The organism is Butyrivibrio hungatei, assembly GCF_900101605.1.
Taxonomy (GTDB): Bacteria; Bacillota; Clostridia; order Lachnospirales; family Lachnospiraceae; genus Butyrivibrio; species Butyrivibrio hungatei_B.
On the sequence record NZ_FMUR01000017.1, the window covers coordinates 24035 to 48934 of the forward strand.

Annotated in this window: 24 protein-coding genes; 22 read left to right on the forward strand and 2 right to left on the reverse strand. The window is 40.5% G+C overall.

Going from position 1 to position 24900, the window contains the following annotated elements:
- The first annotated feature begins 6 nt into the window (after window positions 1–6).
- The 21 genes from BLP87_RS12870 to BLP87_RS12965 all read left to right on the forward strand — a co-directional run bounded on the left by BLP87_RS12870 (window position 7) and on the right by BLP87_RS12965 (window position 20966).
- Window positions 7–231 (forward strand): hypothetical protein, encoded by a 225-nt coding sequence (locus tag BLP87_RS12870; protein ID WP_074463024.1) that lies wholly within the window; start codon window positions 7–9, stop codon window positions 229–231.
- Window positions 232–233: 2 nt separating this feature from the next.
- Complete coding sequence (locus tag BLP87_RS12875; protein ID WP_074463025.1) at window positions 234–431, forward strand: hypothetical protein; 198 nt, start codon at window positions 234–236, stop codon at window positions 429–431.
- Between the two features lie 81 nt (window positions 432–512).
- Window positions 513–1046, forward strand: coding sequence for a cysteine hydrolase family protein (locus tag BLP87_RS12880; RefSeq protein WP_074463026.1), 534 nt, complete (start codon window positions 513–515; stop codon window positions 1044–1046).
- Window positions 1047–1052: 6 nt separating this feature from the next.
- Window positions 1053–2237, forward strand: a complete 1185-nt coding sequence (locus BLP87_RS12885) for an MFS transporter (protein ID WP_074463027.1) — start codon at window positions 1053–1055, stop codon at window positions 2235–2237.
- Between the two features lie 26 nt (window positions 2238–2263).
- Complete coding sequence (locus tag BLP87_RS12890) at window positions 2264–2938, forward strand: response regulator transcription factor (protein ID WP_074463028.1); 675 nt, start codon at window positions 2264–2266, stop codon at window positions 2936–2938.
- Window positions 2931–3845: a sensor histidine kinase gene (locus tag BLP87_RS12895; RefSeq protein ID WP_242871866.1), complete on the forward strand. Its 915-nt coding sequence runs from the start codon at window positions 2931–2933 to the stop codon at window positions 3843–3845. The genes BLP87_RS12890 and BLP87_RS12895 overlap by 8 nt, the downstream gene beginning before the upstream one ends.
- A 211-nt stretch (window positions 3846–4056) precedes the next feature.
- Window positions 4057–4824, forward strand: a complete 768-nt coding sequence (locus BLP87_RS12900; RefSeq protein WP_026515544.1) for an ABC transporter ATP-binding protein — start codon at window positions 4057–4059, stop codon at window positions 4822–4824.
- Complete coding sequence (locus BLP87_RS12905) at window positions 4817–6895, forward strand: FtsX-like permease family protein (protein WP_074463030.1); 2079 nt, start codon at window positions 4817–4819, stop codon at window positions 6893–6895. The genes BLP87_RS12900 and BLP87_RS12905 overlap by 8 nt, the downstream gene beginning before the upstream one ends.
- A complete protein-coding gene (locus tag BLP87_RS12910) occupies window positions 6816–8111 on the forward strand; it encodes an erythromycin esterase family protein (RefSeq protein ID WP_074463031.1) in 1296 nt (431 codons plus the stop codon). Before BLP87_RS12905 ends, BLP87_RS12910 begins: the two co-directional genes overlap by 80 nt.
- 216 nt (window positions 8112–8327) lie before the next feature.
- Window positions 8328–9170: a DUF3431 domain-containing protein gene (locus tag BLP87_RS12915; RefSeq protein ID WP_074463032.1), complete on the forward strand. Its 843-nt coding sequence runs from the start codon at window positions 8328–8330 to the stop codon at window positions 9168–9170.
- Window positions 9171–9476: 306 nt separating this feature from the next.
- The gene (locus BLP87_RS12920) at window positions 9477–10529 is read left to right on the forward strand and encodes a hypothetical protein (RefSeq protein ID WP_074463033.1); all 1053 of its coding nucleotides are present in this window, start codon (window positions 9477–9479) and stop codon (window positions 10527–10529) included.
- 152 nt (window positions 10530–10681) lie between these two features.
- Window positions 10682–12694: a methyl-accepting chemotaxis protein gene (locus tag BLP87_RS12925; RefSeq protein ID WP_074463034.1), complete on the forward strand. Its 2013-nt coding sequence runs from the start codon at window positions 10682–10684 to the stop codon at window positions 12692–12694.
- Between the two features lie 305 nt (window positions 12695–12999).
- Window positions 13000–13941 carry an ABC transporter ATP-binding protein gene (locus BLP87_RS12930; protein WP_083334613.1) on the forward strand — a complete coding sequence of 314 codons (942 nt, stop codon included), beginning with the start codon at window positions 13000–13002 and terminating at the stop codon, window positions 13939–13941.
- The gene (locus BLP87_RS12935; protein WP_074463036.1) at window positions 13941–15089 is read left to right on the forward strand and encodes an ABC transporter permease; all 1149 of its coding nucleotides are present in this window, start codon (window positions 13941–13943) and stop codon (window positions 15087–15089) included. Before BLP87_RS12930 ends, BLP87_RS12935 begins: the two co-directional genes overlap by 1 nt.
- Complete coding sequence (locus tag BLP87_RS12940; protein WP_074463037.1) at window positions 15076–16239, forward strand: ABC transporter permease; 1164 nt, start codon at window positions 15076–15078, stop codon at window positions 16237–16239. Before BLP87_RS12935 ends, BLP87_RS12940 begins: the two co-directional genes overlap by 14 nt.
- A gap of 79 nt (window positions 16240–16318) precedes the next feature.
- Window positions 16319–17221: a sensor histidine kinase gene (locus BLP87_RS12945; RefSeq protein ID WP_176756652.1), complete on the forward strand. Its 903-nt coding sequence runs from the start codon at window positions 16319–16321 to the stop codon at window positions 17219–17221.
- A gap of 15 nt (window positions 17222–17236) precedes the next feature.
- Window positions 17237–17920, forward strand: coding sequence for a response regulator (locus BLP87_RS12950; protein ID WP_074463038.1), 684 nt, complete (start codon window positions 17237–17239; stop codon window positions 17918–17920).
- 20 nt (window positions 17921–17940) lie between these two features.
- Window positions 17941–18705: a response regulator transcription factor gene (locus BLP87_RS12955; protein ID WP_074463039.1), complete on the forward strand. Its 765-nt coding sequence runs from the start codon at window positions 17941–17943 to the stop codon at window positions 18703–18705.
- A gap of 102 nt (window positions 18706–18807) precedes the next feature.
- Window positions 18808–18960 carry a hypothetical protein gene (locus BLP87_RS16105; RefSeq protein WP_176756653.1) on the forward strand — a complete coding sequence of 51 codons (153 nt, stop codon included), beginning with the start codon at window positions 18808–18810 and terminating at the stop codon, window positions 18958–18960.
- A gap of 170 nt (window positions 18961–19130) precedes the next feature.
- Window positions 19131–20333: a glycosyltransferase gene (locus BLP87_RS12960; protein WP_074463040.1), complete on the forward strand. Its 1203-nt coding sequence runs from the start codon at window positions 19131–19133 to the stop codon at window positions 20331–20333.
- Window positions 20334–20360: 27 nt separating this feature from the next.
- Window positions 20361–20966, forward strand: a complete 606-nt coding sequence (locus tag BLP87_RS12965; RefSeq protein ID WP_074463041.1) for a hypothetical protein — start codon at window positions 20361–20363, stop codon at window positions 20964–20966.
- A 78-nt stretch (window positions 20967–21044) separates the two neighbouring features.
- Here the strand turns inward: BLP87_RS12965 and BLP87_RS12970 are convergent, their stop codons facing one another.
- On the reverse strand, window positions 21045–22799 hold the full coding sequence (locus BLP87_RS12970) for a methyl-accepting chemotaxis protein (RefSeq protein WP_074463042.1): 1755 nt from the start codon (window positions 22797–22799) through the stop codon (window positions 21045–21047).
- A 264-nt stretch (window positions 22800–23063) separates the two neighbouring features.
- On the opposite strand from BLP87_RS12970, the gene BLP87_RS12975 reads away from it, so the two are divergent.
- Window positions 23064–23591: a hypothetical protein gene (locus BLP87_RS12975; protein WP_074463043.1), complete on the forward strand. Its 528-nt coding sequence runs from the start codon at window positions 23064–23066 to the stop codon at window positions 23589–23591.
- A gap of 59 nt (window positions 23592–23650) precedes the next feature.
- Here the strand turns inward: BLP87_RS12975 and coaBC are convergent, their stop codons facing one another.
- Window positions 23651–24850, reverse strand: a complete 1200-nt coding sequence (gene coaBC, locus BLP87_RS12980) for a bifunctional phosphopantothenoylcysteine decarboxylase/phosphopantothenate--cysteine ligase CoaBC (RefSeq protein WP_074463044.1) — start codon at window positions 24848–24850, stop codon at window positions 23651–23653.
- Between the last annotated feature and the right edge of the window lie 50 nt (window positions 24851–24900).

Here is a 24900-nt window from a genome sequence, read left to right on the forward strand (position 1 = left end):
TTTTTTATGAAATCAATTCTTATAAAAGATACTACAAGAGAAGAGAGAGAACAGATAATCCGTTCATCGCTTGATTGTGGAGGCGGTTGTGAGAATTGTTCCTCCTGCTGGCTTGGAGGCGGTAATCCGATGGATATATATCAGGATTATATAGACGGAAAGCGCGAGATCAGAGAGATAAATCAATCATATATGGAAGAATACCGCCAGGACAGGCAGATAAAGGGGTAATTATGAATACAGCACCTTCTGTTCAAGAGTCGACGATTGAAGAACGTCGGGATTATATAAAGAAAAGATATCCATGCATTTCAGATTGTGATATGTGCGGACTGTGTAAGGTATTTCACGGAAAAGATCCGGAACTTGCTTACAAAGATTACATTCAGGGAGAGCGCTCATTTGATGACGTCTCCGCCGATTACAGATAAGTGCCGATATAAACGCCGGCTTAAGCGCCGACATAAGCGACGGCACAAATGACTACAACATAAAGGAAAGGTGACAACAGCATGAAACTGCTTGTTATTGACGTGCAAAAAGGAATTACGGATGAGAGACTTTTTGAATATGAGTCTTTTATCAAGAATACAGCGAATCTTATAGAAACGGCTCGTAAAAATGGCGTTGAGGTAATCTACGTAGTGCATGATGACGGTCCGGGATCGGGATTTACGAAAGGGTGCGAGGACTTTGAAATCGCTGATCAAATTGCGCCTGTGGAAAATGAGAAGATATATACAAAAACCATAAACAGCAGCTTTGGAAACAGTGAATTTGCGGAGTATCTTAAGCAGACAGGTGAAAAAGAGCTGATGATAACGGGGCTTCAGACGAATTTTTGCATAGATGCGACAATAAAATCCGCTTTTGAAAGAGGCTACAAAGTCATTGTACCTGCAGGTACAAATTCAACTTTTGACAACGATTATATGGACGCGGAGACTACTTACAGATACTACAACGAGATGATGTGGCCAAAAAGATTTGCGGAATGCGTATCTATAGAAAAGGCAGCAGCGATGCTTAAAAAGTACAGTGGGTGAACTAAAATGCAGTTAAAGAAAAAATATAAAAAGACATTACTTGCCTGTTACTTGAGTTTTATTACACAGGCCATATGTGCAAACTTTCTTCCGCTGCTATTTTTGACATTTCATAAAGACTACGGCATTTCTTTAGGAAATTTGGCTTTTCTATCAACAACATTCTTTTTGACTCAGTTGATAGTAGATTTTTCCTGCGCCAAAATTGTGGATAAAGTAGGTTATCGTCCGTGCATTATTGTTTCGGAAGTTACTTGCGGAGCCGGACTTGCGGGGCTTTCGGTGATTCCGGACGTGACACCGTCTCCGTTTATCGGAATTATTGTCTGCGTTATTATATATGCCATAGGAAGCGGACTTATAGAAGTATTGGCAAGCCCAATCATAGAAGCGTGTCCGTTTGAGAATAAGGACTCTGTGATGAGCCTTCTTCATTCGTTCTATTGCTGGGGCTCCTTGGCTGTAATATTGTTTTCTACGTTGTTTTTTACACTGTTTGGACTTGGTAACTGGAAAATTCTTGCACTTATCTGGGCAATCATACCGTTATATAATATCTACAATTTTGCGACCTGTCCCATGGAAAACCTTCTCGATGAAGGAGAAGGGATGACAATTGCGCAGCTCTTAAGGTCAAAAATTTTTTGGATATTTATTGTATTGATGGTATGCGCAGGATCTTCGGAGCTGGCTATGGCTCAGTGGGCTTCCGCTTTTGCGGAGTCGGCGCTTCATGTATCAAAGACAGTGGGAGACCTTGCGGGCCCGTGCGGATTTGCACTATTTATGGGAATCAGCAGAACTTTGTATGGCAAATTTGGAATGAAAGTCGATCTGTCCGTATTCATGATCTTTTCGGGAATACTTTGCCTTATCTGCTATCTGCTTGCAGGACTTTCCGATATCCCGGCGCTGGGACTGATCGGTTGTGCTATCTGCGGCTTTTCGGTCGGCATCATGTGGCCCGGATCTATCAGCATATCTTCCAAAACGATTCCAAGCGGTGGAACCGCAATGTTTGCGCTCCTTGCTTTTGCGGGAGATTTAGGCGGCTCCGTGGGGCCTGCCATAGTAGGCAATGTATCCCAGATGATGGGAGATAATCTAAAGGCCGGAGTCCTTGCCGGAATAGGATTTCCAATCGGCTTAGTTCTGTGCGTGCTGTCGCTGACTAGGATAAAAAAATCATAATATGAAAGGGCATAAAGAGAGACCGGATGAAAAAAGTATTTATTGTTGAGGATGATGAGATAATAGCAAGTCAGGTGGCAAAACACCTTGAGACCTGGCAGATGAAAGCAAAGGCAGCAGAGGATTTTCAGAATATCATGGCAGAATTTGAGGAATTTAAGCCAGACATCGTGCTTATGGACTTAAAGCTTCCCGCGTACAACGGTTTCTACTGGTGCGGTGAGATCAGGAAGGTTTCGCAGGTACCTATCGTATTCGTATCATCTGCCGATGAGAATATGAACATCGTGATGGCTATGAATATGGGAGCCGACGACTTTATATCAAAGCCCTTCGACCTCCAGGTTCTTACAGCCAAGATTCAGGCAGTTCTTAGAAGGAGCTACGGAGAGAGCATTTCGGTACATGAGCTTGAGGTAAAAAATGTGCGCCTCAACCTTGATGATACTTCCGTTACAGCAGGAAATAGCAGGCTTGAGCTTACAAAGAATGAGTATCTGATCTTAAAGACACTTATGGAACAGCCCGGCAAAGTCGTATCGAGAGAGAGCATAATGGAGAGACTTTGGGGCGCGGAGGAGTTTGTCGATGACAACACACTGACCGTCAATATTACGAGAATCCGCAAGAAGCTGGAGGCAGCAGGAGCGGAAGGATTTATTACAACCAAGAGAGGATTGGGATATATCGTTGGTGATTAAAAAAATCTGGGAGAACAACCGAATTTATTTTGTGGCAAATCTGGCATTCATACTTATTTTCTGGGGAATCGGTGTTCTGTATCATATTGAGACTGAATTTATTTTCTATGAAATATCTTTTGCCCTGATAATAACAGTGATCGCTGCAATCGTTAACCGTAAGCCCAATGCTGATACGACGGGGATCGGCGGTGAGTGCGATATCGAGCAGGAAAAAGATAAGATGAGGTGGGAGAAAGTAAGAGAAAAAGAGGATTTCTTCGCGCTCTGGGCACATCAGGTGAAGACACCGATTGCTGCGCTAAAGCTCCTTTTTGAAGATGAGAACCCCAATAACTACTCTTGCAAGAGAGAACTTTTTAAGATAGAGAACTACGTTGAGATGGCGCTTAATTACTTGAGGTTTGATGAGCTGTCAAGTGATCTTGTCCTTGAAAAGTGCAGGCTTTTACCGCTTGTAAAGCAGGTGGTAAAAAAGTTTTCGACAATATTCATCCATCAGCATCTTTCAATCGAACTTAAAAATCTTGACTGCGATATACTTACGGATGATAAGTGGTTTTCTTTTGTCCTTGAACAGGTACTGTCAAATGCGCTTAAATACACCAAAGAGGGCGGCATCAAGATTTTTTCCCGTGATACGGATGAGGGAAAAGAGATCGTTGTAAGCGACAGCGGCGTCGGAATAAAGAGCGATGATCTTCCGAGAGTGTTTGAAAAAGGCTATACCGGCTATAACGGACGTGTAGATAAGAAGGCAAGCGGGATTGGCCTTTATCTGTGCAAGGGCGTGTGTAACAAGCTTGGACACGGCATACGCATAGAGTCGGAACTTGGCAAGGGATGCGATGTCATAATTACGGTCCGCAAAGAAGCGGTAAATGCACGGGATTCAAAGTATATCTGAAGAAATATCGCTTAACTTACATAAACGTAAGATTAGCAGTGGGAAATGTAAGCCAATGAAAAGGTATTGCATTTCCCTTTTTGTTATTATGATATAGGTTTCAAAAGTGTGTTGGCTATAGAATTGCGGGAATGACGATAGTTATGGAGCAATTCGTATATCATAATAAAGCAATTGGATGGGAATAAATACAACTACGGAGGAAGATAAAATGGCAGTACTTGAAGTTGAGCACGTAAAAAAGGTATACAAGACAAAAATGGGAATAGATTCAGTCACAGCGCTTAAGGATGTGCATTTCAGCGTAGAGAAGGGTGAGTTCGTAGCAATCATGGGCGAGTCCGGAAGCGGTAAGACAACTCTTTTGAATATCCTTGCAAGCCTTGATGTTCCTACAGCCGGCAAAGTACTGGTTAACGGCAAGGACTTCTCGGCGCTAAAAGACAACGAGAGAGCGATTATGAGAAGAAACAACCTTGGATTTATCTTCCAGGATTTCAATCTCCTTGATAATTTCACAATAGAAGATAATATAAAGCTTCCGCTTGTTCTTGCAGGCGAAGACCACAGAACAATGGACGATAAGGTTGCACCTCTTGTAAAAGAGCTTGGAATTGCGGATCTAATTCACAAATATCCTTATGAAGTTTCAGGCGGACAGAAGCAGAGAACAGCAGTTGCAAGAGCACTTATTACCAAACCTCAGATACTTCTTGCAGATGAACCCACAGGAGCGCTTGATTCAAAGGCAGCTACAAACCTAATGCACCAGCTTCGTGACATCCACAAGAGCGGACAGACAATCCTTATGGTAACTCACAGTAATGTTGCGGCAAGCTATGCAGACAGAGTTATGTTTATAAGAGACGGCGAAGTGTTCCACCAGATCTACAGAGGAAACCTCAAGAGAAGCGAAATGCTTGATAAGATCTGCGATGCAGTTACAGTACTGATGAGAGGAGGAGAGGACAGTGAATAACAACTTGCTTACAAGACTGGCGTTTACGGGACTTAAGAATAATAAGAAGACAGTAATTCCTTATATTGCCTTGTGTTCCGTTACAATTACTGTTTTTCATATATTGTTGTCATTGGTGAACAGTAAGTTTCTTATACAAAATGGAAATCCGGCATTTTATGGAGCAGATTTTCTTCGTTTCTGCATGACGATAGGCTGTATAGCTGTTGGAATATTTGCGGTAATCTTTGTTTTCTACGGAAACAGTTTTGTAATGAAAGGTCGCAGAAAGGAAATTGGTCTTTACGGCGTACTTGGACTTAGTAAAAAGAATGTTACTTTTGTCATGTTAATCGAGAGTCTTGTTCAGAGTACATGTTCAATAGGGGGTGGTATTTTTGCAGGAGCTTTTTTGAATAAGATTTCAGTCCTTTTTCTTTTCAAGATTGTAAAGCAACCATTTGTGAAAGGACTGGATTTTTCGCTTAAAGCAACGCTGATCACACTTGTATTTTTTATGGTTATTTTTGCGGTATGTCTTATCTACAATATTCTTACTGTTAATATGGCAAATCCGATATCAGTTCTGAAGAGTGAGAATGTCGGAGAAAAAGAGCCTAAAGTAAAGATTATATTGCTTATTATCGGTGTTGTCGCAATTACTTACGGTTACTATATGGCTCTTACAGCTAAGAGCACCCTGGTTGCAATGACAAGTCTTTTTAAAGCGATAGTACTTGTATCTGTGGGAACATATGCACTTTTTATATCCGGAAGTATTTTTGTTCTGAAAATGCTTAAAAAGAATAAGGATTATTATTACAAAACAAAGCATTTTATAAGTGTTTCAAATCTTATGTTCAGGATGAAACATAATGCTGCGGGACTTGCGTCTATATGTATTCTTTCGACGGGAGTGATTCTGTTACTTGCTTGTACTTCATCACTTATGATGCTTGGTGAGCAGAATATTGATATCATGTATCCCCACGATGTTGCTATAAGTCTGGCATCTGATGATGGTTTATCCTTGGAGGAAGTAGGAAAGTCAGTTGATGAAGCACTTGATAAATCAGGTATTGAGGCCGAAAACAGGATTGGTAGAAGATATAGTATTTCTTTTGGTGAAATAACAGAAAAAGGGGTAGAACCGGATTGCTTTCCGCGTGAAGATTTAAGCAATACATGTTGCTTATATATAGTGACTTTGGATGATTATTATCTATATACCGGAGAGAAAGAAACTCTTAGTCCCGGAGAGATTTTACGATACAGTACAGATAATAAAGTAAAAGAGGGTGAGAACTTTTCAATATTCGGAACAGAGTTTTATGTAAAAAAGAGCATAGATGGAAACGTTATAGGGGATGATGATTCTTATGCCAATTTTTGTGACGTTGAATATATAGTTATTGCAAATGAAGCAGAAAAAGATTTGATAATTCAAAATAATCCCGATGTTCCTCAGTTGTCCAATACACTTACAATCTCGTTTGATGTAGACGAAAAAACTACTGATGAACAGATACAGATTTTAAAAGATGAGATAAACGGAAAATACGGATTTAGCACCTTTTCTTATAAAAACGAGGAAAGAGAATTGTTCTACAGTCTTTACGGTGGAGTTTTCTTCGTTGGAATATTCCTCACGATACTTTTCCTTATCGCGACAGTTATGCTCATTTTTTACAAGCAGATGTCTGAAGGCATGGAGGATAAAAAGAGATTTGAGATCCTGTCAAATGCAGGACTTTCAGATAAAGAGGCAAGAGGAGTAATAAAGAGTCAGGTAATGCTCATGTTCTTTTTGCCGGTATGCACTGCAATCGTGCATATGATGTTCGCAAGCAAAATCTTAAAATTGTTTATGGGTATGATCCTATATGTCAAAATGTCTACTTTTTGCTGTGCGATTGCGATAGTCTGTCTGGTGTTTTTGTTAATTTATACCCTTGTTTACAGAATTACTTCAAAGCAATACTACAACATAGTTTATGGGGAGAAAAAGAATAATGAAAGTATTAAAGAAAATCGCGAAAGTTTTGTTGGTAATTATAGTTACGGTGAGTGTGGCTCTGGTAATAGGGCTTAACTACAAGACAGTACTTGCAAGTCACAAGAACAAGGAAGTTGTTGATGCGGCGGTTCCTTTTGACCAGATAGAGATTCCGGATAATGTTCAGATTGTTGGTCTTGGAGAAGCAAGTCACGGAAGCAAAGAGTTTCAGGAGTCCAAGCTTGAAATGCTTAAGATGCTTGTGGAAAAGAAAGACTATCGTGCCATCGCGATCGAAGCGGATTTCGGTGACTGCCTTGCCGCAAATGCCTATATTCAGGGCGGTGAAGGCGATGCAAGGGAAATCGTAAACAACATGAGTTTTACAATCTATCACACCAATGAGATGGCGGATATCCTAGATTGGATGAAGCAGTACAACGCATCGGCACCTGAGGATAAGAAACTTAGATTTTACGGTTTTGATATGCAGAATCCCGAGCAGGGCATACAATTCCTTTTGGACTACATTGCAAAGAGCACAATAACAGGCGCAGATCTTTCCGCTACAAACCTTCTTATTGATGAGAAAAGGATAGAACCCTTATCAGATGACCAGCGCAATAAGGTTAAGAGCGAAATGGCTGAACTTAAGTCGGCTATTGAAGGTGTTGCCGGAAGCGAACGCGATTTTGATACAATATGCGCTCTTAAGATTACTGACAATGTATGTACCGCAATGGACTACGGAATGCAGGATACTCAGGAAATGAACAATTTCAGAGACGCAGCAATGGCTGAGAATGTAAGCTGGATCCTTGATCTTGAAAAAGAAATCGGATCGGGCAAGATAATGCTAGCGGGACACGACGGCCACATTGCAAAGAAGGGACAGAGCATGTTTATGAAGGTCACAATGGGCGGTGTTCTTAAGGAAAAGTACGGTGACGCTTACTACAGCCTCGGAACAGATTTCTTTAAGGGAAAATCCAATATCAGAGTTTATCTTGGAGGCCCCGGTGAATATAAGCGTAAGGACTATTATGTGACAACAGCGGATCCTATTGCTTATCAGGCCAAGTATGTTGATGGAAATCGATTCTTCCTTGACTTTGGATCTCTTTCACCTGAAAACAACGCTAAGCTCCATTCTATTGTGAACTCTAAAGTTTCAATGGGTTCTCTCGGAGAAGGCTTTTCAGGAATATATTATCTTATGCATTCAAGTTATCGTGTTGAGATGGCGCCTACAGATCTTTACGACGGAATGATATTCTACTATGAAGTAGGCGCGATACATCCGCAGTATTAAGCTGACTTGAGCCAAGAATTAAAAGACATTGACTATATGCTATTTTATAACTATAATGTAACAAATATCGGAGGAAATTTTGATATTTGACAAAATTGTTTGGCATCGATGGGGAAGCCTGTTAATAAATATGGCAGGTTCGGTGCTTTGGACAATATAGCAAAACAAATTAATATTTAGTAACGTTTTTTAAGGAAGGGTAAAGGTTTTATCAATATGAAAAAATCGGACACTTTTTTTCTGGTGCACAATTATAATACCGTGCCGAAGGAACTGATTGAATATTGCAACGATTACCTTATAATCGATTGTTCTGATGACGGCAAGACGCCGGATGAGTTAAAGGCAGCAGGCTATAACTTTATTCATGTTGAGAATACAGGTCATAATCTGACAAGCTATTTTCATTACTTTATCGATAACTACGACAATCTTCCTGAGCATATCGCTCTTTTAAAGGGAAATATTATCGGAAGACACGTGTCAAAAGAGTTTTTTGACAGGATTTACAACAACAATTGGTTCACATATATTTATCAGGATAAAAAAATGTGGGAGAGGTACAAAAAAGGCGGCGATGAGACCTCAATCGCTTCGCTCCTTTCCGAAGAGGATTATATGGAACTTAACAGCTCATGGTACATGAATCAGAGCCATGCTTACAGATATTTCTACAATATGGATGATTTCTACAGATTTGTGTATAAGGATCCCGTAATCCCGAGATACTGTGAATTTAGTCCGGGCGGCTGCTACATAATAAGCAGAGAGCAGGTGCTTAAAAATTCAAAGACCTTCTACAAGAATCTGAATACTCTCATGGAGTACAGAAAAGAAGTAAACTTTCCTGCCGAAGCATATCTTGTTGAGAGACTTATGCCGTGGATATTCACATCAAGATATGAAGTGAATCCCTGGATGGAGGATGAGGAAGAGTTTGCAAAGATGCTCGAAAAATGTGAACAGAGCGTAGAGAGATACCGCGCATGGAACAGCCTTAGATTAAAGAGAATCAGGCTGTTGCTCGGACAGAAAGCACCGGTATTTCTTAAAGCCTGAGAAAATGGGGAAATGCTGATATGATCGGTGTTTCCCCTAAATTTTTTTCCGATTTTGCCGATATACATGGAAACGGGTTACTGTGCATATTTACGCAGGTAATTTGTGGAAATGATCAATTCTTTTATGTATGACATCTTAAATGAAATTACAGAAATCCGCACTGGCTGCGGATTTCGTGAGAACATGATTCAGGAGTCAACCAAGCCCTATCGACGAAGTCGATTCAAATTGGCTTGGTTGATGCATTCTTGAACTTCATGTTCAAGAATGTATCCGATTCATTGAAAAACATGGAGGCAGGTTATGAAAGTAGAGCAGAACACGGATGTTATGACACTCAATAATCAAAAAACCGATTATCATTCTGAAAATGCGGGAACTCCCATAGTAAAAGAAAAGAAAAAAGAGAATATCCAGTCCGTATCGGGAGTAAATCTGACCGGAGAAAGCCTTATCGCGCAGCGAAAAGGTATCGCCATAAAACAGGCATTTAAAGTTGTCGCGGAAGCTTTTTCGGAAGAAAAAAATATTGACACTAAGCTTCAGGAAATCAGAGATAAGATACACGAAATAAATGATGAATTAGCAGAGATACGAGAAAGTGCACAAGGCAATATAAAGGGACTTATGGGCGCGTATGGCATCGATCCTGACAGTGATGAGGGCAAAAAAGTTTTAAAAAATGCGATCGACAGAATGAACGGTTTTGTTGCATATGATCCATCCGGAAAAGAGAGTGAATTTGAAGAAACACCGAAGTATTCGAAATTTCAAGGAGAGTTAGATAGATATCTCAGATTTGAGATTGACAAGATAAGAGATCTTCGAAAAGAGCAGATGCAGGCTGTTATGGCAGGTAAAGATATAAGATCGGCACGAGACAAGTCACATAATATGGTGGATTCGCAAAAGGCGGCTGAGGATATTATGGAAGCTGCTGTCAGAGAAGAGATAGCGCTTATTACAGACGAAGCGGTGGATCACATTGACGAAGAAGAAAAGGAGCGCGAAGAAGAAGCTAAGGAAGCGGCGGAAGATAAGAAAGAAGAGAAGAAGGAAGAAGCCAAAAAGCTTGAAAAAGAAGCAATGCAGCAGGAGATGATCGCTAATATAAGAGAACATGCCGAAATTGGTGAGAAAACAAGCGCGGATGTGAAAAAAGCCATTGCCAGAAGAGAAAGGACTGAGTCTGTTCAGATAAACGTCGGGGAGCTTTCCGAGAAGATAGTGATTTCCGACGATATATCACTTGAAGAAGCGCAGGAAGCGGTCAACTCCGAAATCACCAACATTTTGAACAAATTTCTCCTTACTCCAAGCGATATAAAAGGCGGTGTCGTCGACGATCAGGTATAAATAAAGTCAAAAATATGTATTGATTGACGATTTTGCGTGTATTATAATTTTTATGATATACGTGTCATAACTCATAATGATGTCAAAAATAGAAGTTAACAAAATACGGCAGTTCTTTATATGTATTTATTGAATGATCAAGGAGTTATTCTATGAAAACAAAGAGAGGATCTCTAAAAAGAACCCTGTTAACCAAGATTATTATCTATTCTGCAGTTATCATCATTATCATTTCTCAGATAAGTATAAAACTTGCAGTAGATAATATTGAGCCAATGACCTACAGCATACTTGCCGATGAATCTGTAGCTTACGCAAAAGAGATACAGAGCTGGTGGAACAGTGTGAAAGAAAGGGTGGCTCAGACAGCGTCAGTTATCGGTAATTCACCGAATATTTCCCATGCGGATATGCAAAGTCTTCTTACAAAACTTACACAGAACGATCCCGATTCACAGGATGTGTATATGGCATATGGAAATGAGTCGTTTTTTATTGACGGATCTGGATGGGTTCCCGACAGTACATTTGTATTTACCGACAGGCCGTGGTATATAGGAGCACTTTCAAATAACGGAAGCGTCTATTCATCAGAGCCTTACATTGATGCGTCTACAGGTAAGACCTGTCTTGCGTGCTCGGTAATGATAAGTGACAATGTTGTCCTTAGCAGTGACATCAACTTTGACAAGGTTGTTGAGAAAGTCGACAACTTTAGTTCCTATGCTCAGGATACAAGATATTACATCATAAACAAAGAGACCAAAGACATTCTCATAAGCAGTATTAAGGAAAGTGTGGGACAGACACTTTTAGATACTACAGATCCTGTAGCAAAGGCACTTGCAGGTGTATGTGATTCTCTTAATACTTCTGTTGTTGCCGATAAGAGCAAGATAAAGACAATCAAAACAGATATTGGCGGAATGATGGTTGTCGCAACAGATATTGAGGGAACATCATGGATTGTTGTAAGTGCTGTACCCTCCACACTTTTAGGTAACAGCATAGTTAAAGTAATGACGCTTACAATGTCGGTAGGACTGATACTTATGATACTGATGTCAGTATTGATGTACTTTACCATCAGTAAATCGATAGGACCTGTAAATACGGTAACTGAGAGACTTACAGATATCAGCAGAGGTGATTTTACAGTAGCGCTTGTTCCTGAAGGAAACAACGAAATCACAACTTTGAGCGAAAGCCTCAATGCTTATATAGAAAAAATGAGATCTACGCTTAACAGCTTGTCCGGTATATCAAGTGAAATGAACAGCCGGGCGGGAGAGTGCTTTGACATTTCGCACAGCCTTTCGGGAGCCAACGAGAATCAGAGTGAGTCGATAGAAAAGCTTAATAGGACGCTAAATTCCATGACGGAAGCGATAAAAGAGATTGCAGAGGCAGCAGGAGATCTTGCAACAACTTCCGGCCAGCTTGCAACAAGTGCCGAGGGTGTACGTGTCCTTTGTGATGAGACTATGGAAGCTTCCGGAAAAGGAAAAGAAGAGATGGGGCTTATGACAAGAAGTGTTAAGACGCTCAATAATACCATAAATGAGCTGACATCTCTTATTAAAGCTACAGCAAAGTCAGTTGAGGAGATCACGGGAATTACCGAGACTATCAATGCAATTTCCGCTCAGACCAATCTTCTTTCGCTAAATGCGTCAATTGAAGCCGCAAGAGCGGGGGAGATGGGTAAAGGATTTGCGGTTGTAGCTCAGGAAGTCGGAGCTCTTGCAAATCAGTCCTCGGAAGCTACAGACAATATAAGAAGACTGATTGATGATGTAACAAAGAATATCGAAGATATAAATAAAAAAGCCGATATCTGCGTAAAAGATATGGAAGCCTGCATGAGCGGTGTTGAAGGCGCAAACGGATCGTTTAATAAAATTTTTGAAGATGTAAGTAAGGCCACGGATGGAATTGTTGAGATCGCAGGCGGCATAGAGAGAATAAACGGCGTTGCTTCAAATAATGCGGAAACTACCAAAGAGCAGGTTCAAAGCATAAATGAAGTTCTTGGACTCAGCGACGTTATTGTCACAGAGAGCAATAAACTTCGAAAAGAGACTGAAAATATAACAACCGTATCCGAAAACCTCAGCAAATACTCGGATGAGATCAACTCAGATCTTGCACAGTACACGCTGTGAGCGGTATTATTCGGCAAATAGATACTCTTTTCCAAAATAAAAATATGATCACGGACTCCCGGACTCGATATGAGTTCGGGAGTTTTTTATTGAACGAGGAAATTTCTCTGAAATTCCCTATGTAACGGCAAGACAGGACACCGGTACATTGTGACAAATGTCATATCAAAAATGACTCCGCACACTGTTCTGCGGGGATTTAAGAAAGTATTATGGTCTCATAAGAGATAGCGAACAAGATGCCAATTGATCGGCGTCAGAAAAAATATTGAATTAAAATACGGAAAAAGAAAAGGGAGATGGATATGAGTACAAGTGTAGTTGCAATAGACAATCTGGTAAAAAGATACGGTGACAAAGTTGCGGTCGATCACTTTTCGCTTGATGTAAAAGAAGGTGAGATACTTGGACTTTTGGGGCCGAACGGATCGGGCAAGACAACAACCATTAACTGCCTTCTTGCACTTCTTAAGTATGACAAGGGTTCGGTGACAATCTTTGGAAAAGAGATGAAACCCGAAAGCTATGATATAAAGTCGGAAATCGGCGTTGTTATGCAGAATGTGGCAGTCGTTGAGACTTTAAATGTATATGAGAATGTGGATTTCTTTTGCGGATTGTATATAAAAGACAAGGCTTTAAGAAAAAAGTATGTTGAAGAAGCACTTGAATTTACAGGTCTCACTGAATATAAGAAGTACAAGCCGATGAAATTGTCGGGAGGACTTCTTCGAAGACTCAATATAGCCTGCGGAATAGCGCATAAGCCAAAACTCATAATCTTCGATGAGCCGACCGTTGCGGTAGATCCTCAGTCGAGAAATGCAATCCTTGAAGGCATCAGGAAGATAAATAAGGACGGCGCAACGATCATATATACGTCTCACTACATGGAAGAGGTTGAAGAACTTTGCACCAGGATCGTAATCATGGATCACGGCAGGAATGTAGCGAGCGGAACGGCAAAGGAACTTAAATCATCACTTGTAAATCGTGAGACCATAAGGATTGGTATTCCCAACAGAACCGATAAGATCTTTGCCGATATCAAAGAGATAAATCACGTCTATAAGGTCAAAGAGGATGGCGAAGATCTTGTGATCAAGTGCGACGGAGGAGAGCACAATCTTGTTCATGTTCTAAGTTATCTCACCGACAATAACATTCCTTTTGGCCATGTATCGACGCAGCTGCCTACACTCAACGACGTATTTCTTGAGATCACGGGAAAGGAGCTCAGAGACTGATGTTTGGAAGAATGTTCATATATAAATTAAAAGAACTTGTAAGAAACCGCTTCCTTATCGGATGGAATTTTCTTTTTCCCCTTGTTCTTGCGACAGCTTTTTATCTTGGATTCGGAAATATGATAAAAGACGATCCGGATTCTTTTAAGGCAATAGATGTCGGATATGTAAACACTGCCGGAGAAGATACGAATTTTCATAAGGTGATCGGCGAACTGTCGGAGGAGACAAGTGACCATGCGGATATCTTGAATGTATCTGAGTATACTTCCGAAGAAGAGGCAATGAAAGACCTTAAAGGCGAGGGTGGTATCTACGGAATATATGTCGATGACGGCAATGAGATCAAGACGATAGTTCCTTTCAACGGATATAGAGCTACAGCGCTTAATCAGATAGTGCGCGAATATGAAAACAAGATAACCCTTATCGGGAATATTGCGAAGGATCATCCTGAGAATCTGGACACTGCGCTTGAGCTGGTGACAAAAGACATGAATATTGCAAAAGAGTATGATTTTGGATCCGGTATTTCTCTTTACCTTCAGTATTTCTTTGCTCTTATCGCGATGGCTTCACTTTTTGGCTCGTGGATAAGTACGGAGATGATCGAAGGTATGTGCGCAAATCATACGGAGAAGGGTAAAAGATTTGAATGTGCACCCGTAAGTAAGCTTATGTCGATAGCCTCCGGCGTTCTTGCGGGAGCATCCATGCAAGCCGTATCAAATGCGATAGTTGTCATTTATATAGAGTATGTACTTAAAATAAAATTCGGTATTCCGCTGTGGAACGTGATACTTATCACAACTCTCGGAAGCGGACTTGGAATATCGATGGGAGTCCTTATTGGAGCACTCGTAAAAAACAAAAGACTCTTTGATATTATTCCCATTGTATTTTCTATGACCTGCTCATTTTGCAGCGGACTTATGTGGGATCAGATAAGGCAGATGATACAAGCCAATGCGCCGATCCTTAATAAGATCAATCCTGCGGCACTGTTGGTTGATTGCCTGTATACGAGAGCGACTTACGGAACCATAGATGTATATTATCAGGATATCGGAATTATGAGCATTATGATAATAGGCGCTTTGACAATAAGTGCAGTCTTGTTAAGGAGGAGAAGATATGTCAGTCTTTAATGCAATGATAATATCGTTAAAAGCATATGTGATCACGATACTGGTATACTTTCTATTGTTTGCGGTTGTCGGAAATATGCAGGCAAAAGCCGCTTCATCAGAAAAGAGCAATATCTTTGAAGAAGTTGTGATATCGGTTGCGGTTACGGATAATGATAATACAGGCTTAAGTAAGGCACTTGTAGATTATCTGAAAGAAACCCAGAATGTTGTAGATCCCAAAACCGACGACCTAAGGACTATGAATGACAATGTAAGATTTTCGATTTATGACTATGCACTCATAATCCCACAGGGATTTGAAGATAAGATCCTATCTGGTGACACGGAGGGTGCTGTGTCATACATAGTTCCCGGAACAACGGCGTCGCAGTTTCTTCTTACAGAAAAAATAGATAACTATCTAAGCGATGTTGTAATATACTTAAAGAGTGGTTACAGCAAGGATGAAGCCATTAAACTTACGCATGATCAGATGATAGATCTTTCCGATACGCATGTTGTGGTTATGGACAATGATGATAATAATCATAAATCTTTTTATGCATCCATGTTTTCATTTAACGGCTACACACTCATGATGCTCTTGTGTGTCTGCTGTGCATGCACGTGGTCTGTTATGAAGGACAGAAACGTGTCTGAGCGTATTGCCGTAAGCGGTATGCACTTTTTTACCAGAAATGCAGCGGCGGTAGGAGCCGTGCTTACTATCGGCTTTGCGATAACATCACTTGTAATAGTGGTAGTCAGGATCATGGGACGCGGGAATGTTGACGATAAGTTTATGTACTATGCGCTTGATGTATATGCTCTCATGACCGTAGGAATCGGAATGGCATATTTTATTTGCTCGATCACTGTCAGTGACAATCTGATCAACATGATAGCCAATATGATCGTGCTGTCTATGAGCTTTTTGTGCGGTATATTTGTGGATGCGCAGTTTTTATCTGAATCTATACTTAAGGTTGCTCATTTTCTGCCTCTTTACTGGTATGCCAGAGCCCTTAAATTTATTAACGATACGAAGGTTGATCAAATTTTGGGAGGACAGTTTATAACCTACCTTGTTATAGAAGTCTTATTTGCTCTTGTTTTCTTTGCGGCAGGTATGGTTATATCCAAGAAAAAAGAACAATATGCTGTTTGATGTAATTATCCGTTTACTGTTGGCAGTTGGTTTAATAAGTTTTATAAATGCAAATGGCATTACAACCGGCGGGGTTGTAGTGTCTGTTTGCGTTTTTTTGATATTGGAAGTGAGTCTTCTTTGTGACAACAAAAATGTATGCTATGCGCTTACTGCATCTTCATTTGTTATCGCAGCTCTTTTTTCGGGAAAGCCTTTTAACGGAGCGCATTTTATGATGCTTGTGATGTTTGGTGGCTTTGCGATCATCTCACTTATCCTTTATGAAAAGATGATGAAGTACAAGAAGCTTTTGAATATGACAAGGGATGACAGTAAAGAGCTTGAAAAGATGCTTGAAGAAAAGAATAAGCGTCTTATGTCCGAACAGGACCAGCAGGTTCATCTTGCAACTCTTGCTGAGAGAAACAGGATAGCAAGAGAGATCCATGACAATGTAGGACACCTTCTTTCAAGGGGGATACTTCTGCTTGGCGCGATCGCAACGGTCAATAAGGATGAAAAACTAAAACCTCAGCTTGATATGCTTGCGGGAACACTGGACGAATCCATGGAAAAGATGAGATCTTCCGTGCACGATCTTCATGATGATTCCATCGATCTTAAAAAGAATCTCGAAGATATAATAAGTGAGCTAAAAAACTATGAAGTAACTACAGACCTTGATCTTGACGAGGAATTTGATATTAAGATCAAGCTGTCCTTGATAGGTATATTAAAAGAAGCCGTCACCAATATAATTAAGCATTCAAACGGTGACAGCGTCTCAATAATACTTCAAAGAAATTACAGCTTTTGCAGTCTTTCCGTGACTGATAACGGGAATGTGCCGGATGATGAAAAAGACAGGATTCTTGCCGGAAACATAGATGGCATAGGGCTTCAAAATATATTAAACAGAGCAAGGTCTCTGGGGGGCGATGCCTATTTTTATACAGACGAGGGATTTACCGTCTTTGCAAGACTTCCGTTAGAACACTGAGAATGGAGCATATATATGGCGACTAATGACAATAAAGGTAATAAAGATAATAAAGACAAAAAGATATTGCTGATAGATGATGATGAACTGATCACCGTTGCACTTGAGACGATCATTAATTCCGAAGAAGGCTTTACGATCGTCGGCAAAGGAGGGAGCGGGCGCGAGGGCGTCGAGCTCTATGATAAGTTAAGCCCCGATCTTCTTTTGATGGACATCAGAATGGCTGATATGAACGGCCTTGAAGCGGCCGAGGAAATATTAAAAAAACACAAAGACGCCGTGATTCTGTTCCTGACAACATTTTCGGATGATGAGTATATAGTAAAAGCATTAAAGCTTGGCGTCAGAGGGTATCTTTTAAAACAGGACTATAAGTCGCTCACTTCTGCGCTCAAAGCGGCGATGAGCGGTCAGAGCGTATTTGGAGGAGCTATAGTCGATAAGATCCCGACACTTATGAATGTCCCTGCCGCCGCGGGTGAATCGCAGTTTGATTACAGATCCAAAGATATCACAGAAAAAGAGTATGAAGTCATCCAGCTTGTGGCTGAAGGATATTCAAACAAGGAGATAGCGGGTAAGCTTTTTCTTTCGGAGGGAACTGTCAGAAATTACCGCTCAGTGATACTTGAAAAACTTGAACTTCGTGACAGAACGCAGCTTGCAATTTTTTATCTTAAAAACTGCGAAAAATAGCTGTTAAAGAGGATATAAACATGGATACAAAAATTTTTTTACTTGAAGATGATGATGCAATAGGAATGGGGCTTACATACTCGCTCGAAAAAGAGGGCTACGCGGTTACTCATGTAAAGACATGCAAAGAGGCGCGTAGCGAGTGGGCATCCGATAAGTGCGATATTGCAATTCTCGATATCAACCTTCCTGACGGAAACGGTTATGATATCTGCAAGATGATAAAGGAAAAATGCAACGTTCCCGTGATATTTCTGACTGCGTCCGATGCGGAAGTAAACGTAGTTATGGGACTTGAAATGGGCGCTGATGATTATATATGCAAGCCGTTTAGAGTAAACGAGCTAATGGCAAGGATCAGAGCAGTTCTAAGACGAAGCGGAAACGTCAATGATAATGCTCAAGGAGACTTTGCGAATGGCAACGGTGCTCAAGGAGGCAACGCCCAAAATGGCAATTTTGCCTCAAATATAATGAAAATAGCCGACATCACCATATACACAAATGAAGCAAAAGTCACAAGATTTAACAGCGACACAAACGCTGAAGAATCAATCGAGCTTACGGCTCTTGAATACAGACTTCTTCTTGCTTTTTGCAACAACAGAGGAATAGTCCTTTCAAGGAAAAATCTCCTTGAAGATATGTGGGATGTAAGCGGCGATTTCGTAAATGGAAATACACTTACCGTATATATAAAAAGGCTTCGCGACAAGATAGAAAAAGACCCCGCAAATCCGCTTATCATAAAAACAGTCCGCGGACTCGGCTACATTATGATGTAAGTCAGCTGTTTAGCTTGAAGAACTTTATTTCTTTTGCGGTTTTTTATGCAATATTTATTGCAATAGTGATAAAATAATATAAGAGAGACTTTTTTCCATGGTTTGGAAGAAAGAAAAACTTCGGTGGTTGAAGTAAGTGATTTTGTAGAGTATGATAAAAATAAGTATATTTATAAACTCATTCCAAAAGAAAATATCGCTGTCTTTTTACCAAAATCCCTATTTTATGCGATGGATGCGGAAGTCAATTTCTGAGAGGATATTATATGTGATTTTTGAGCTGTAACAGAAAAAAGTACGGAAATCAGCGATAAAGTATTTGATTTACTTGAGAAAGACGGTTATCATAATTATACATGTGACGATTCGGATGGAATATAATATGGCGTCACACCAAAGGAAAATATTTTATAAGGGAAACTGAAATGAGCAAAATCGCGATTTTTACAATGGGAACGCGTGGGGATGTTCAGCTGTATATCTATTTGGCAGGGAAGCTGATAGAAGAAGGAATCGACACAATTATTGGAACACATCCTTACTGGAAGGATCTTGTCGAAGAGGCAGGAGTTGGATTTGTTCCCATAGGTTCCAATATAAATATTGAGAAAGAAATGGCTGCAATAAGAGGCAATGGCACCAATCCCATGAGTGGAATCAGGGAGCAGGAATTTGTCGCAGATTTTTTTCAGGATGCAACTCATGATATTTTGAATGCATGCAAGGGAAAAGACATGGTTATTGTCGGCCACACTATGATCGGAGCTGTAGAAGCAGAGGCTTTAGGTATTCCCACTATAAATGTAACTCTTCAGAAAGAATCAATTCCCGAGAAACTAAGACAACAGACTGTTTCTGAGAAAGTTTTGGAGAATTTTGGCTCTAACAGAGCAATAAAACCTTTTAACAATTTGAGAAAAAAATATGGTCTCAGACCGATCAAATCTGTGGATGAGCTCTTTTCGGACAGGCTCAATCTTATGCCGATCAGCAGGACTGTCAATGACAGAAATCCGTACTGGGAAGCAAAGAATGTGGTTACAGGTTTTTGGTATGAGGACGATGTTGATTTTGTTCCCGATGAGAAGCTTAAGAACTTCATGGAAACAGGTGATAAGCCTGTAGTTTTGTCATTTGGTTCGATGTCCTATGAGGATGATGTCGTAGCCGATAAGCTTGATAAGTTCATCAAGGCATTTGAGGCAACAGACACTAAAGCTATCATTCAGGGATTTCAGAAGAACATAGCGACTAATTACAAGCTCCCTGACAGTATTATGTCATGCGGAGATGTGCCACACAGCTGGTTATTTAGTCGATCAAGATATGTTATACATCATTGCGGCTTTGGAACTTGTGCTGCATCTATGGTTTATGGAGTTCCGTCAATACCTATTCCGTATATGGCGGAGCATGTTAAGTATGCAATAAAGTTAAACGACCTTGGAATCGCGACCAAGATGGTAAAAGTCAGTAAAGTCAGCAAGAGAGCAATAATGGATGTGCTTGACGAAATGAATTCTTCATATTATTTCAAAAAAGAAAGGGCAGAGGAGATTTCTAAGAAAGTCAGAGCCGAGAATGGCTTGGATGATGCAGTACGACGTATAAAAGATGTTTTGCACTGATAGGCCGATATGTTCCGGAGGGTCAGAATGAAATGTAGTAAAGTAATTTTGACAGCATTTTTTTCCGCGATGCTAGTTTGTGGATGCGCGGGTAAATCCGATTCTGAGGATGAAGATATGTATTTGTTTGAGAATGCATTGGCAGAACCGGGTGAAGATTTGGAAGAAACAGAGGATGCAGAGGAAGCAGAAGAGGATTCTTCAGTAAGGGTAGTTTCGCAGAGAGATCTTATCGGAGAGGGTGGCAACAGCGGTTTGTCATCGGATTATATTTCGGAAGATGAGATTGCTTCTCTGTATGCCAAACGGAAATCTGTTTCAAATGCCAAAAATTTTGAAGGAGACTGGCAGAGGATAGAAATTGAGAATTCCGCAGGTGATATCGAGATAACCGATCAGACCGATGAAGGTTTTTCATTTGAAGGTTTTTTCATCTATACGGTAAATACCGGAGATTGTTCGGGAACGGCGTATTTTGTTTCACAGGACACAGCGATAAGCTGTATTGACGAGGCTTCGGAAGCATATATAGCATTCCATAAAGTCGGAAGTTCAATGTATGTATCGCATACGGGTGAGATCCCCGGTATGGGCATGGATGTAACACCGGATGGAGAGTATATAAGTAATTGAATATAGAAATAAGAAAAGCCAAGGCTCAAGTGCCTTGGCTTTATTAATATATTCTTGAATTTCGTGTTCAAGGATATTTTATTCTTCAGATGATGAAAAGCGGTTAACTTCTTCCTGCAGACGCTCAGATACTTCTCGGTTACTCTCGGAATCATCGTGAATTGTAGTGATGGAAGCAAGGATTCCGGTAGTGCTTTCCGTAGCATCTGAAACTCCTGTCGTACAGTCGCTAATAACATGTGAGATGTTGTCAATCTGTTCTGCCATTTCACCGATGGTGTTGGTAAGTACAACAGTATTTTCATTAACTGACTTAAGTACCAGGTTGATGTCTTCCGCATCCTGATAGTACTGCTGTGCTACATTTTCGAATTCATCGTAGTCTGCAAGTACCGATTCGCTTACATAAGTAAGCATTTCATTTGAATCTTTCGCAAGTGATTCAACTGCGGAAATAACCTGATTACTGATTTCCTGAATTGAGTTTGCGGTATCTTTACTGTGCTCGGCAAGCTGCCTGATTTCATCTGCGACAACCGCAAATCCCTTACCTGCATCGCCTGCTCTTGCTGCTTCAATTGATGCGTTGAGAGCAAGGAGGTTGGTCTGGGATGCAATTGAGAGGATATCTTCCGTAAGAGTCTGGATCTGTGCAACGTTCTTACTGTCTTCGATAGAGCTTTCAAGCCCGTCTTTTATTGAAGAAACCATCTCGTTTGTGGAATTTCTCTTCTTTTCCGTGCTTTCTCTTATAACGGTAGCATGATCCTTAATATCCGATACACGCTGGTTTCCGGCTGCTACCTGATCCGATACCTGACCTACAGCATTATTTACATCTTTTGCTCCGTTATTAAGGGAAGTAAGTGTATTGTTTGCTGTTTCCATGCTTGCGGTAAGTTCTTCCATAACCGCGGATACATTGCTGACATCTTCTTTTGAGTTATTTACAAGGCCTACTGTGTTTTCAACCGATGAATAAATATGTCCCGACTCTGATTTTATCTTTACGATAATATCCTGAAGGGTTGAAAGGAAATTGTTTATTCCCGAAACAAGTACTCCTACTTCATCTGTTGAGCTGTTTTGTATACGACGTGAAAGATTTGCATTTCCTGCATTCATGGAAGCAAGAATATCGTTAAGTTCTATTGATGCCGAGCGCAAAGGAGAAATTGTCTTGTTTACGACATAAACTCCTATCACAGATACTATTATGGAAAGGATGGAACCTACTATAATCGATGTGTGAACGCTCTTTTCAGCAGCCTGTAAGCTTGCATTGTTCTGATCTACGAGAACCTGAAGCTGTTCTTTCATAAGGCCTACATTTTCTTCGTACTGAAGAATGGCTTCGTGGCAGTTTGCAAAATAAAGATCATAGGAATCGGAGAATTTTTTTGCATAAAACATCGTTTCCATTTCTTTATATGTTGTAAGGAAAAGATTTCCCGCCGAACTCATAATTTCATATTCAGCAGAAAAATCGGGATTATTTACTTTTTGAACCTGGATGGCCAGATCGTCAAGCGCAGCCTTAAGAGCTTCCTGTTCAGGCTTACCGGGATCTACCATGCTTGCGACACCGTCATCTGTATCCAAGGCGCCTGTGGGAGCCATAGCCTGTACAAGGAAGAATCTTTTTACAAGATTCTGCAGGTTGGTGTTGGCGTCTCCAAAGTCTCTTTCAATGGACAGGTACGTACCTGACATTGTATTTGCCGCTTTTACGGCGTCCTGGAAACTTATCGCAATAAGAACTACGCCAATAATCATAACTAAGGCCAGAAGAAAGAAACATGAAAGAATTTTGGTTCTTAGACTTTTAATCATATCGTGCCTCCTGAAGGGGGATGAAAATATAAGTTGTTATAATTCCACATTATCATCGTTTTTTTGCGATATCAATAGATGTAAAAGTAATTTTTTATTTTTTTTATTCTTTTATAATTAGTGAGATTTACTGCATTTGATAAAAAAGCTGCATAATAATGCAAGAACAGCTTTTCCGAAGGAAATTGGCATGATAGTATATTAATATAGCGTAGAACAATTATCATAAATACAGAAATTCCAACTTACATGAGGAGGTCTCGTATGAGAGTATGTAGCAGATGTGGAGCAATGGTTGAAGATGGTATCATGATATGTCCGAGTTGCAGGACGCCGCTTTCGGGAAATGAGCAGGTGGTATCGCAGCCTATGACTGGAAACGGAGCCTATCAGAATTTTCAGGCTGAGCCAAGGCTTGGAACGAAATGGGCTGATTTTCTCGGATATTTTGCGTTATGGCTGGGGGGACTTGCCAATATTGTTTCGGGACTGGGATGTTTTGCACTGGTCGGAGCATCTTCTGCTTATATGTTGATCGCGGTTTGCTTTCTGATAACAGGTGTCTTTGACTTTATGGCAGCGGTCAAGATCATTAAGAGAAAAAGTGATGCAAGAAAGTTTGTGATTATTGCATATTCGCTTGCAACTGTGGTTAATCTGATCGCAATCGTGTTTGCGCTTTCATCAAACGGAGATATTACGACTATGGTTCCGGCTACAATTGTATCTATACTAATGATCTTTGTTAATAATACTTATTTTAAGAACAGAGAGAATATATTTGTGAATTAAATGATTTTTTTGCGCCCAAAGAGTTGCTTTGCAACTCTTTGGGCGCAAGCTCTTTCATTTTACGATCTCATTTTTAAAAGCTCTGATAAAAGAATATTTGCGGCGTCTGCTTTACTCATGATACCAAGTTCTTTTTCATCGGAATCGGTTATAAGAGTAAGTACATTTGTATCTACTTCAAAGCCTGCGCCCTCTACTTTAAGATTATTGGCACAGATCATATCGAGGTTCTTTTTCTCAAGCTTTTTCCTCGAATTTTTCAAAAGATCTTTTGTTTCCATAGAAAAACCGCATAACAGCTGGCCTTTCTTTTTGTTTTTTCCAAGATACGCAAGTATATCGTCGGTTGGCTTAAGCGGAATCTTAAAGTCGCCGTTCTGAGCACTCTTTTTTATCTTGTCATCTGCGTAAGCAGCGGGAGTGTAGTCTGCAACGGCAGCAGCTTTTATGATAATATCCTGTGCGTTTGAACGCTGCGTCACGGCTTCATACATATCTTTTGCGGAATTGATGCTCACAAAATCAATGTGAGAGGGCACTTCCAGATTTGTCTTTCCCGATACGAGAGTTACATTTGCACCTCGCTGTGCGGCGGCGATTGCAATGGCGTAGCCCATCTTACCGGAAGAGTGATTTGTGATATAGCGGACAGGGTCGATGGCTTCTCTGGTCGGACCCGCCGTAACAAGGAGATTTATGCCTTCCATATCTTTGGGGAGGGCAATCTCATATATTATCTCATCAAGTATCTTTGCAGGTTCTTCCATACGACCTTTTCCGACAGTGCCGCATGCAAGGAAACCTTCGCCCGGAGTTACTATAATGTAGCCGTAGCTTTTTAACGTTTCTAAATTTTTCTGAGTGATGGGATTTTCAAACATCTTTGTGTTCATGGCAGGAGCGATTATCTTCTTGCAAGTGCAGGCAAGAGCCGTTGTTGTGAGCATATCGTCTGCGATTCCGTTTGCAAGTTTTGCTATGCAGTTGGCGGTTGCAGGCGCGATGACCAGAACATCTGCCTTATCGGCAAGTGCTATATGTTCGACTTCCATGGGGTGATTGCGCTCAAAAGTGCCTGTTATACATCTTGTATGCGTGAGCGATTCGAACGTAAGCGGAGTTATAAACTCTGTCGCATTTTTTGTCATAATGACATCTACATTGGCATGGGCCTTTACAAGCTTTGAAGCAAGATCGGCTGATTTATATGCGGCAATTCCGCCCGTAACACCAAGAATTACATTTTTACCGGTTAACATCTCTTTTCTCCATCTCATCACAAATTTGTTTTGAGTATACCCCCAAAATG

What these genes read in the sequence shown, in the direction of transcription:
- BLP87_RS12870 (WP_074463024.1), top strand. Translation starts at nt 7, where the DNA reads ATGAAATCAATTCTTATAAAAGATACTACAAGAGAAGAGAGAGAACAG.
- BLP87_RS12875 (WP_074463025.1), top strand. Translation starts at nt 234, where the DNA reads ATGAATACAGCACCTTCTGTTCAAGAGTCGACGATTGAAGAACGTCGG.
- BLP87_RS12880 (WP_074463026.1), top strand. Translation starts at nt 513, where the DNA reads ATGAAACTGCTTGTTATTGACGTGCAAAAAGGAATTACGGATGAGAGA.
- BLP87_RS12885 (WP_074463027.1), top strand. Translation starts at nt 1,053, where the DNA reads ATGCAGTTAAAGAAAAAATATAAAAAGACATTACTTGCCTGTTACTTG.
- BLP87_RS12890 (WP_074463028.1), top strand. Translation starts at nt 2,264, where the DNA reads ATGAAAAAAGTATTTATTGTTGAGGATGATGAGATAATAGCAAGTCAG.
- BLP87_RS12900 (WP_026515544.1), top strand. Translation starts at nt 4,057, where the DNA reads ATGGCAGTACTTGAAGTTGAGCACGTAAAAAAGGTATACAAGACAAAA.
- BLP87_RS12910 (WP_074463031.1), top strand. Translation starts at nt 6,816, where the DNA reads ATGAAAGTATTAAAGAAAATCGCGAAAGTTTTGTTGGTAATTATAGTT.
- BLP87_RS12915 (WP_074463032.1), top strand. Translation starts at nt 8,328, where the DNA reads ATGAAAAAATCGGACACTTTTTTTCTGGTGCACAATTATAATACCGTG.
- BLP87_RS12920 (WP_074463033.1), top strand. Translation starts at nt 9,477, where the DNA reads ATGAAAGTAGAGCAGAACACGGATGTTATGACACTCAATAATCAAAAA.
- BLP87_RS12925 (WP_074463034.1), top strand. Translation starts at nt 10,682, where the DNA reads ATGAAAACAAAGAGAGGATCTCTAAAAAGAACCCTGTTAACCAAGATT.
- BLP87_RS12930 (WP_083334613.1), top strand. Translation starts at nt 13,000, where the DNA reads ATGAGTACAAGTGTAGTTGCAATAGACAATCTGGTAAAAAGATACGGT.
- BLP87_RS12935 (WP_074463036.1), top strand. Translation starts at nt 13,941, where the DNA reads ATGTTTGGAAGAATGTTCATATATAAATTAAAAGAACTTGTAAGAAAC.
- BLP87_RS12940 (WP_074463037.1), top strand. Translation starts at nt 15,076, where the DNA reads ATGTCAGTCTTTAATGCAATGATAATATCGTTAAAAGCATATGTGATC.
- BLP87_RS12950 (WP_074463038.1), top strand. Translation starts at nt 17,237, where the DNA reads ATGGCGACTAATGACAATAAAGGTAATAAAGATAATAAAGACAAAAAG.
- BLP87_RS12955 (WP_074463039.1), top strand. Translation starts at nt 17,941, where the DNA reads ATGGATACAAAAATTTTTTTACTTGAAGATGATGATGCAATAGGAATG.
- BLP87_RS12960 (WP_074463040.1), top strand. Translation starts at nt 19,131, where the DNA reads ATGAGCAAAATCGCGATTTTTACAATGGGAACGCGTGGGGATGTTCAG.
- BLP87_RS12965 (WP_074463041.1), top strand. Translation starts at nt 20,361, where the DNA reads ATGAAATGTAGTAAAGTAATTTTGACAGCATTTTTTTCCGCGATGCTA.
- BLP87_RS12970 (WP_074463042.1), bottom strand. Translation starts at nt 22,799, where the DNA reads ATGATTAAAAGTCTAAGAACCAAAATTCTTTCATGTTTCTTTCTTCTG.
- BLP87_RS12975 (WP_074463043.1), top strand. Translation starts at nt 23,064, where the DNA reads ATGAGAGTATGTAGCAGATGTGGAGCAATGGTTGAAGATGGTATCATG.
- coaBC (WP_074463044.1), bottom strand. Translation starts at nt 24,850, where the DNA reads ATGTTAACCGGTAAAAATGTAATTCTTGGTGTTACGGGCGGAATTGCC.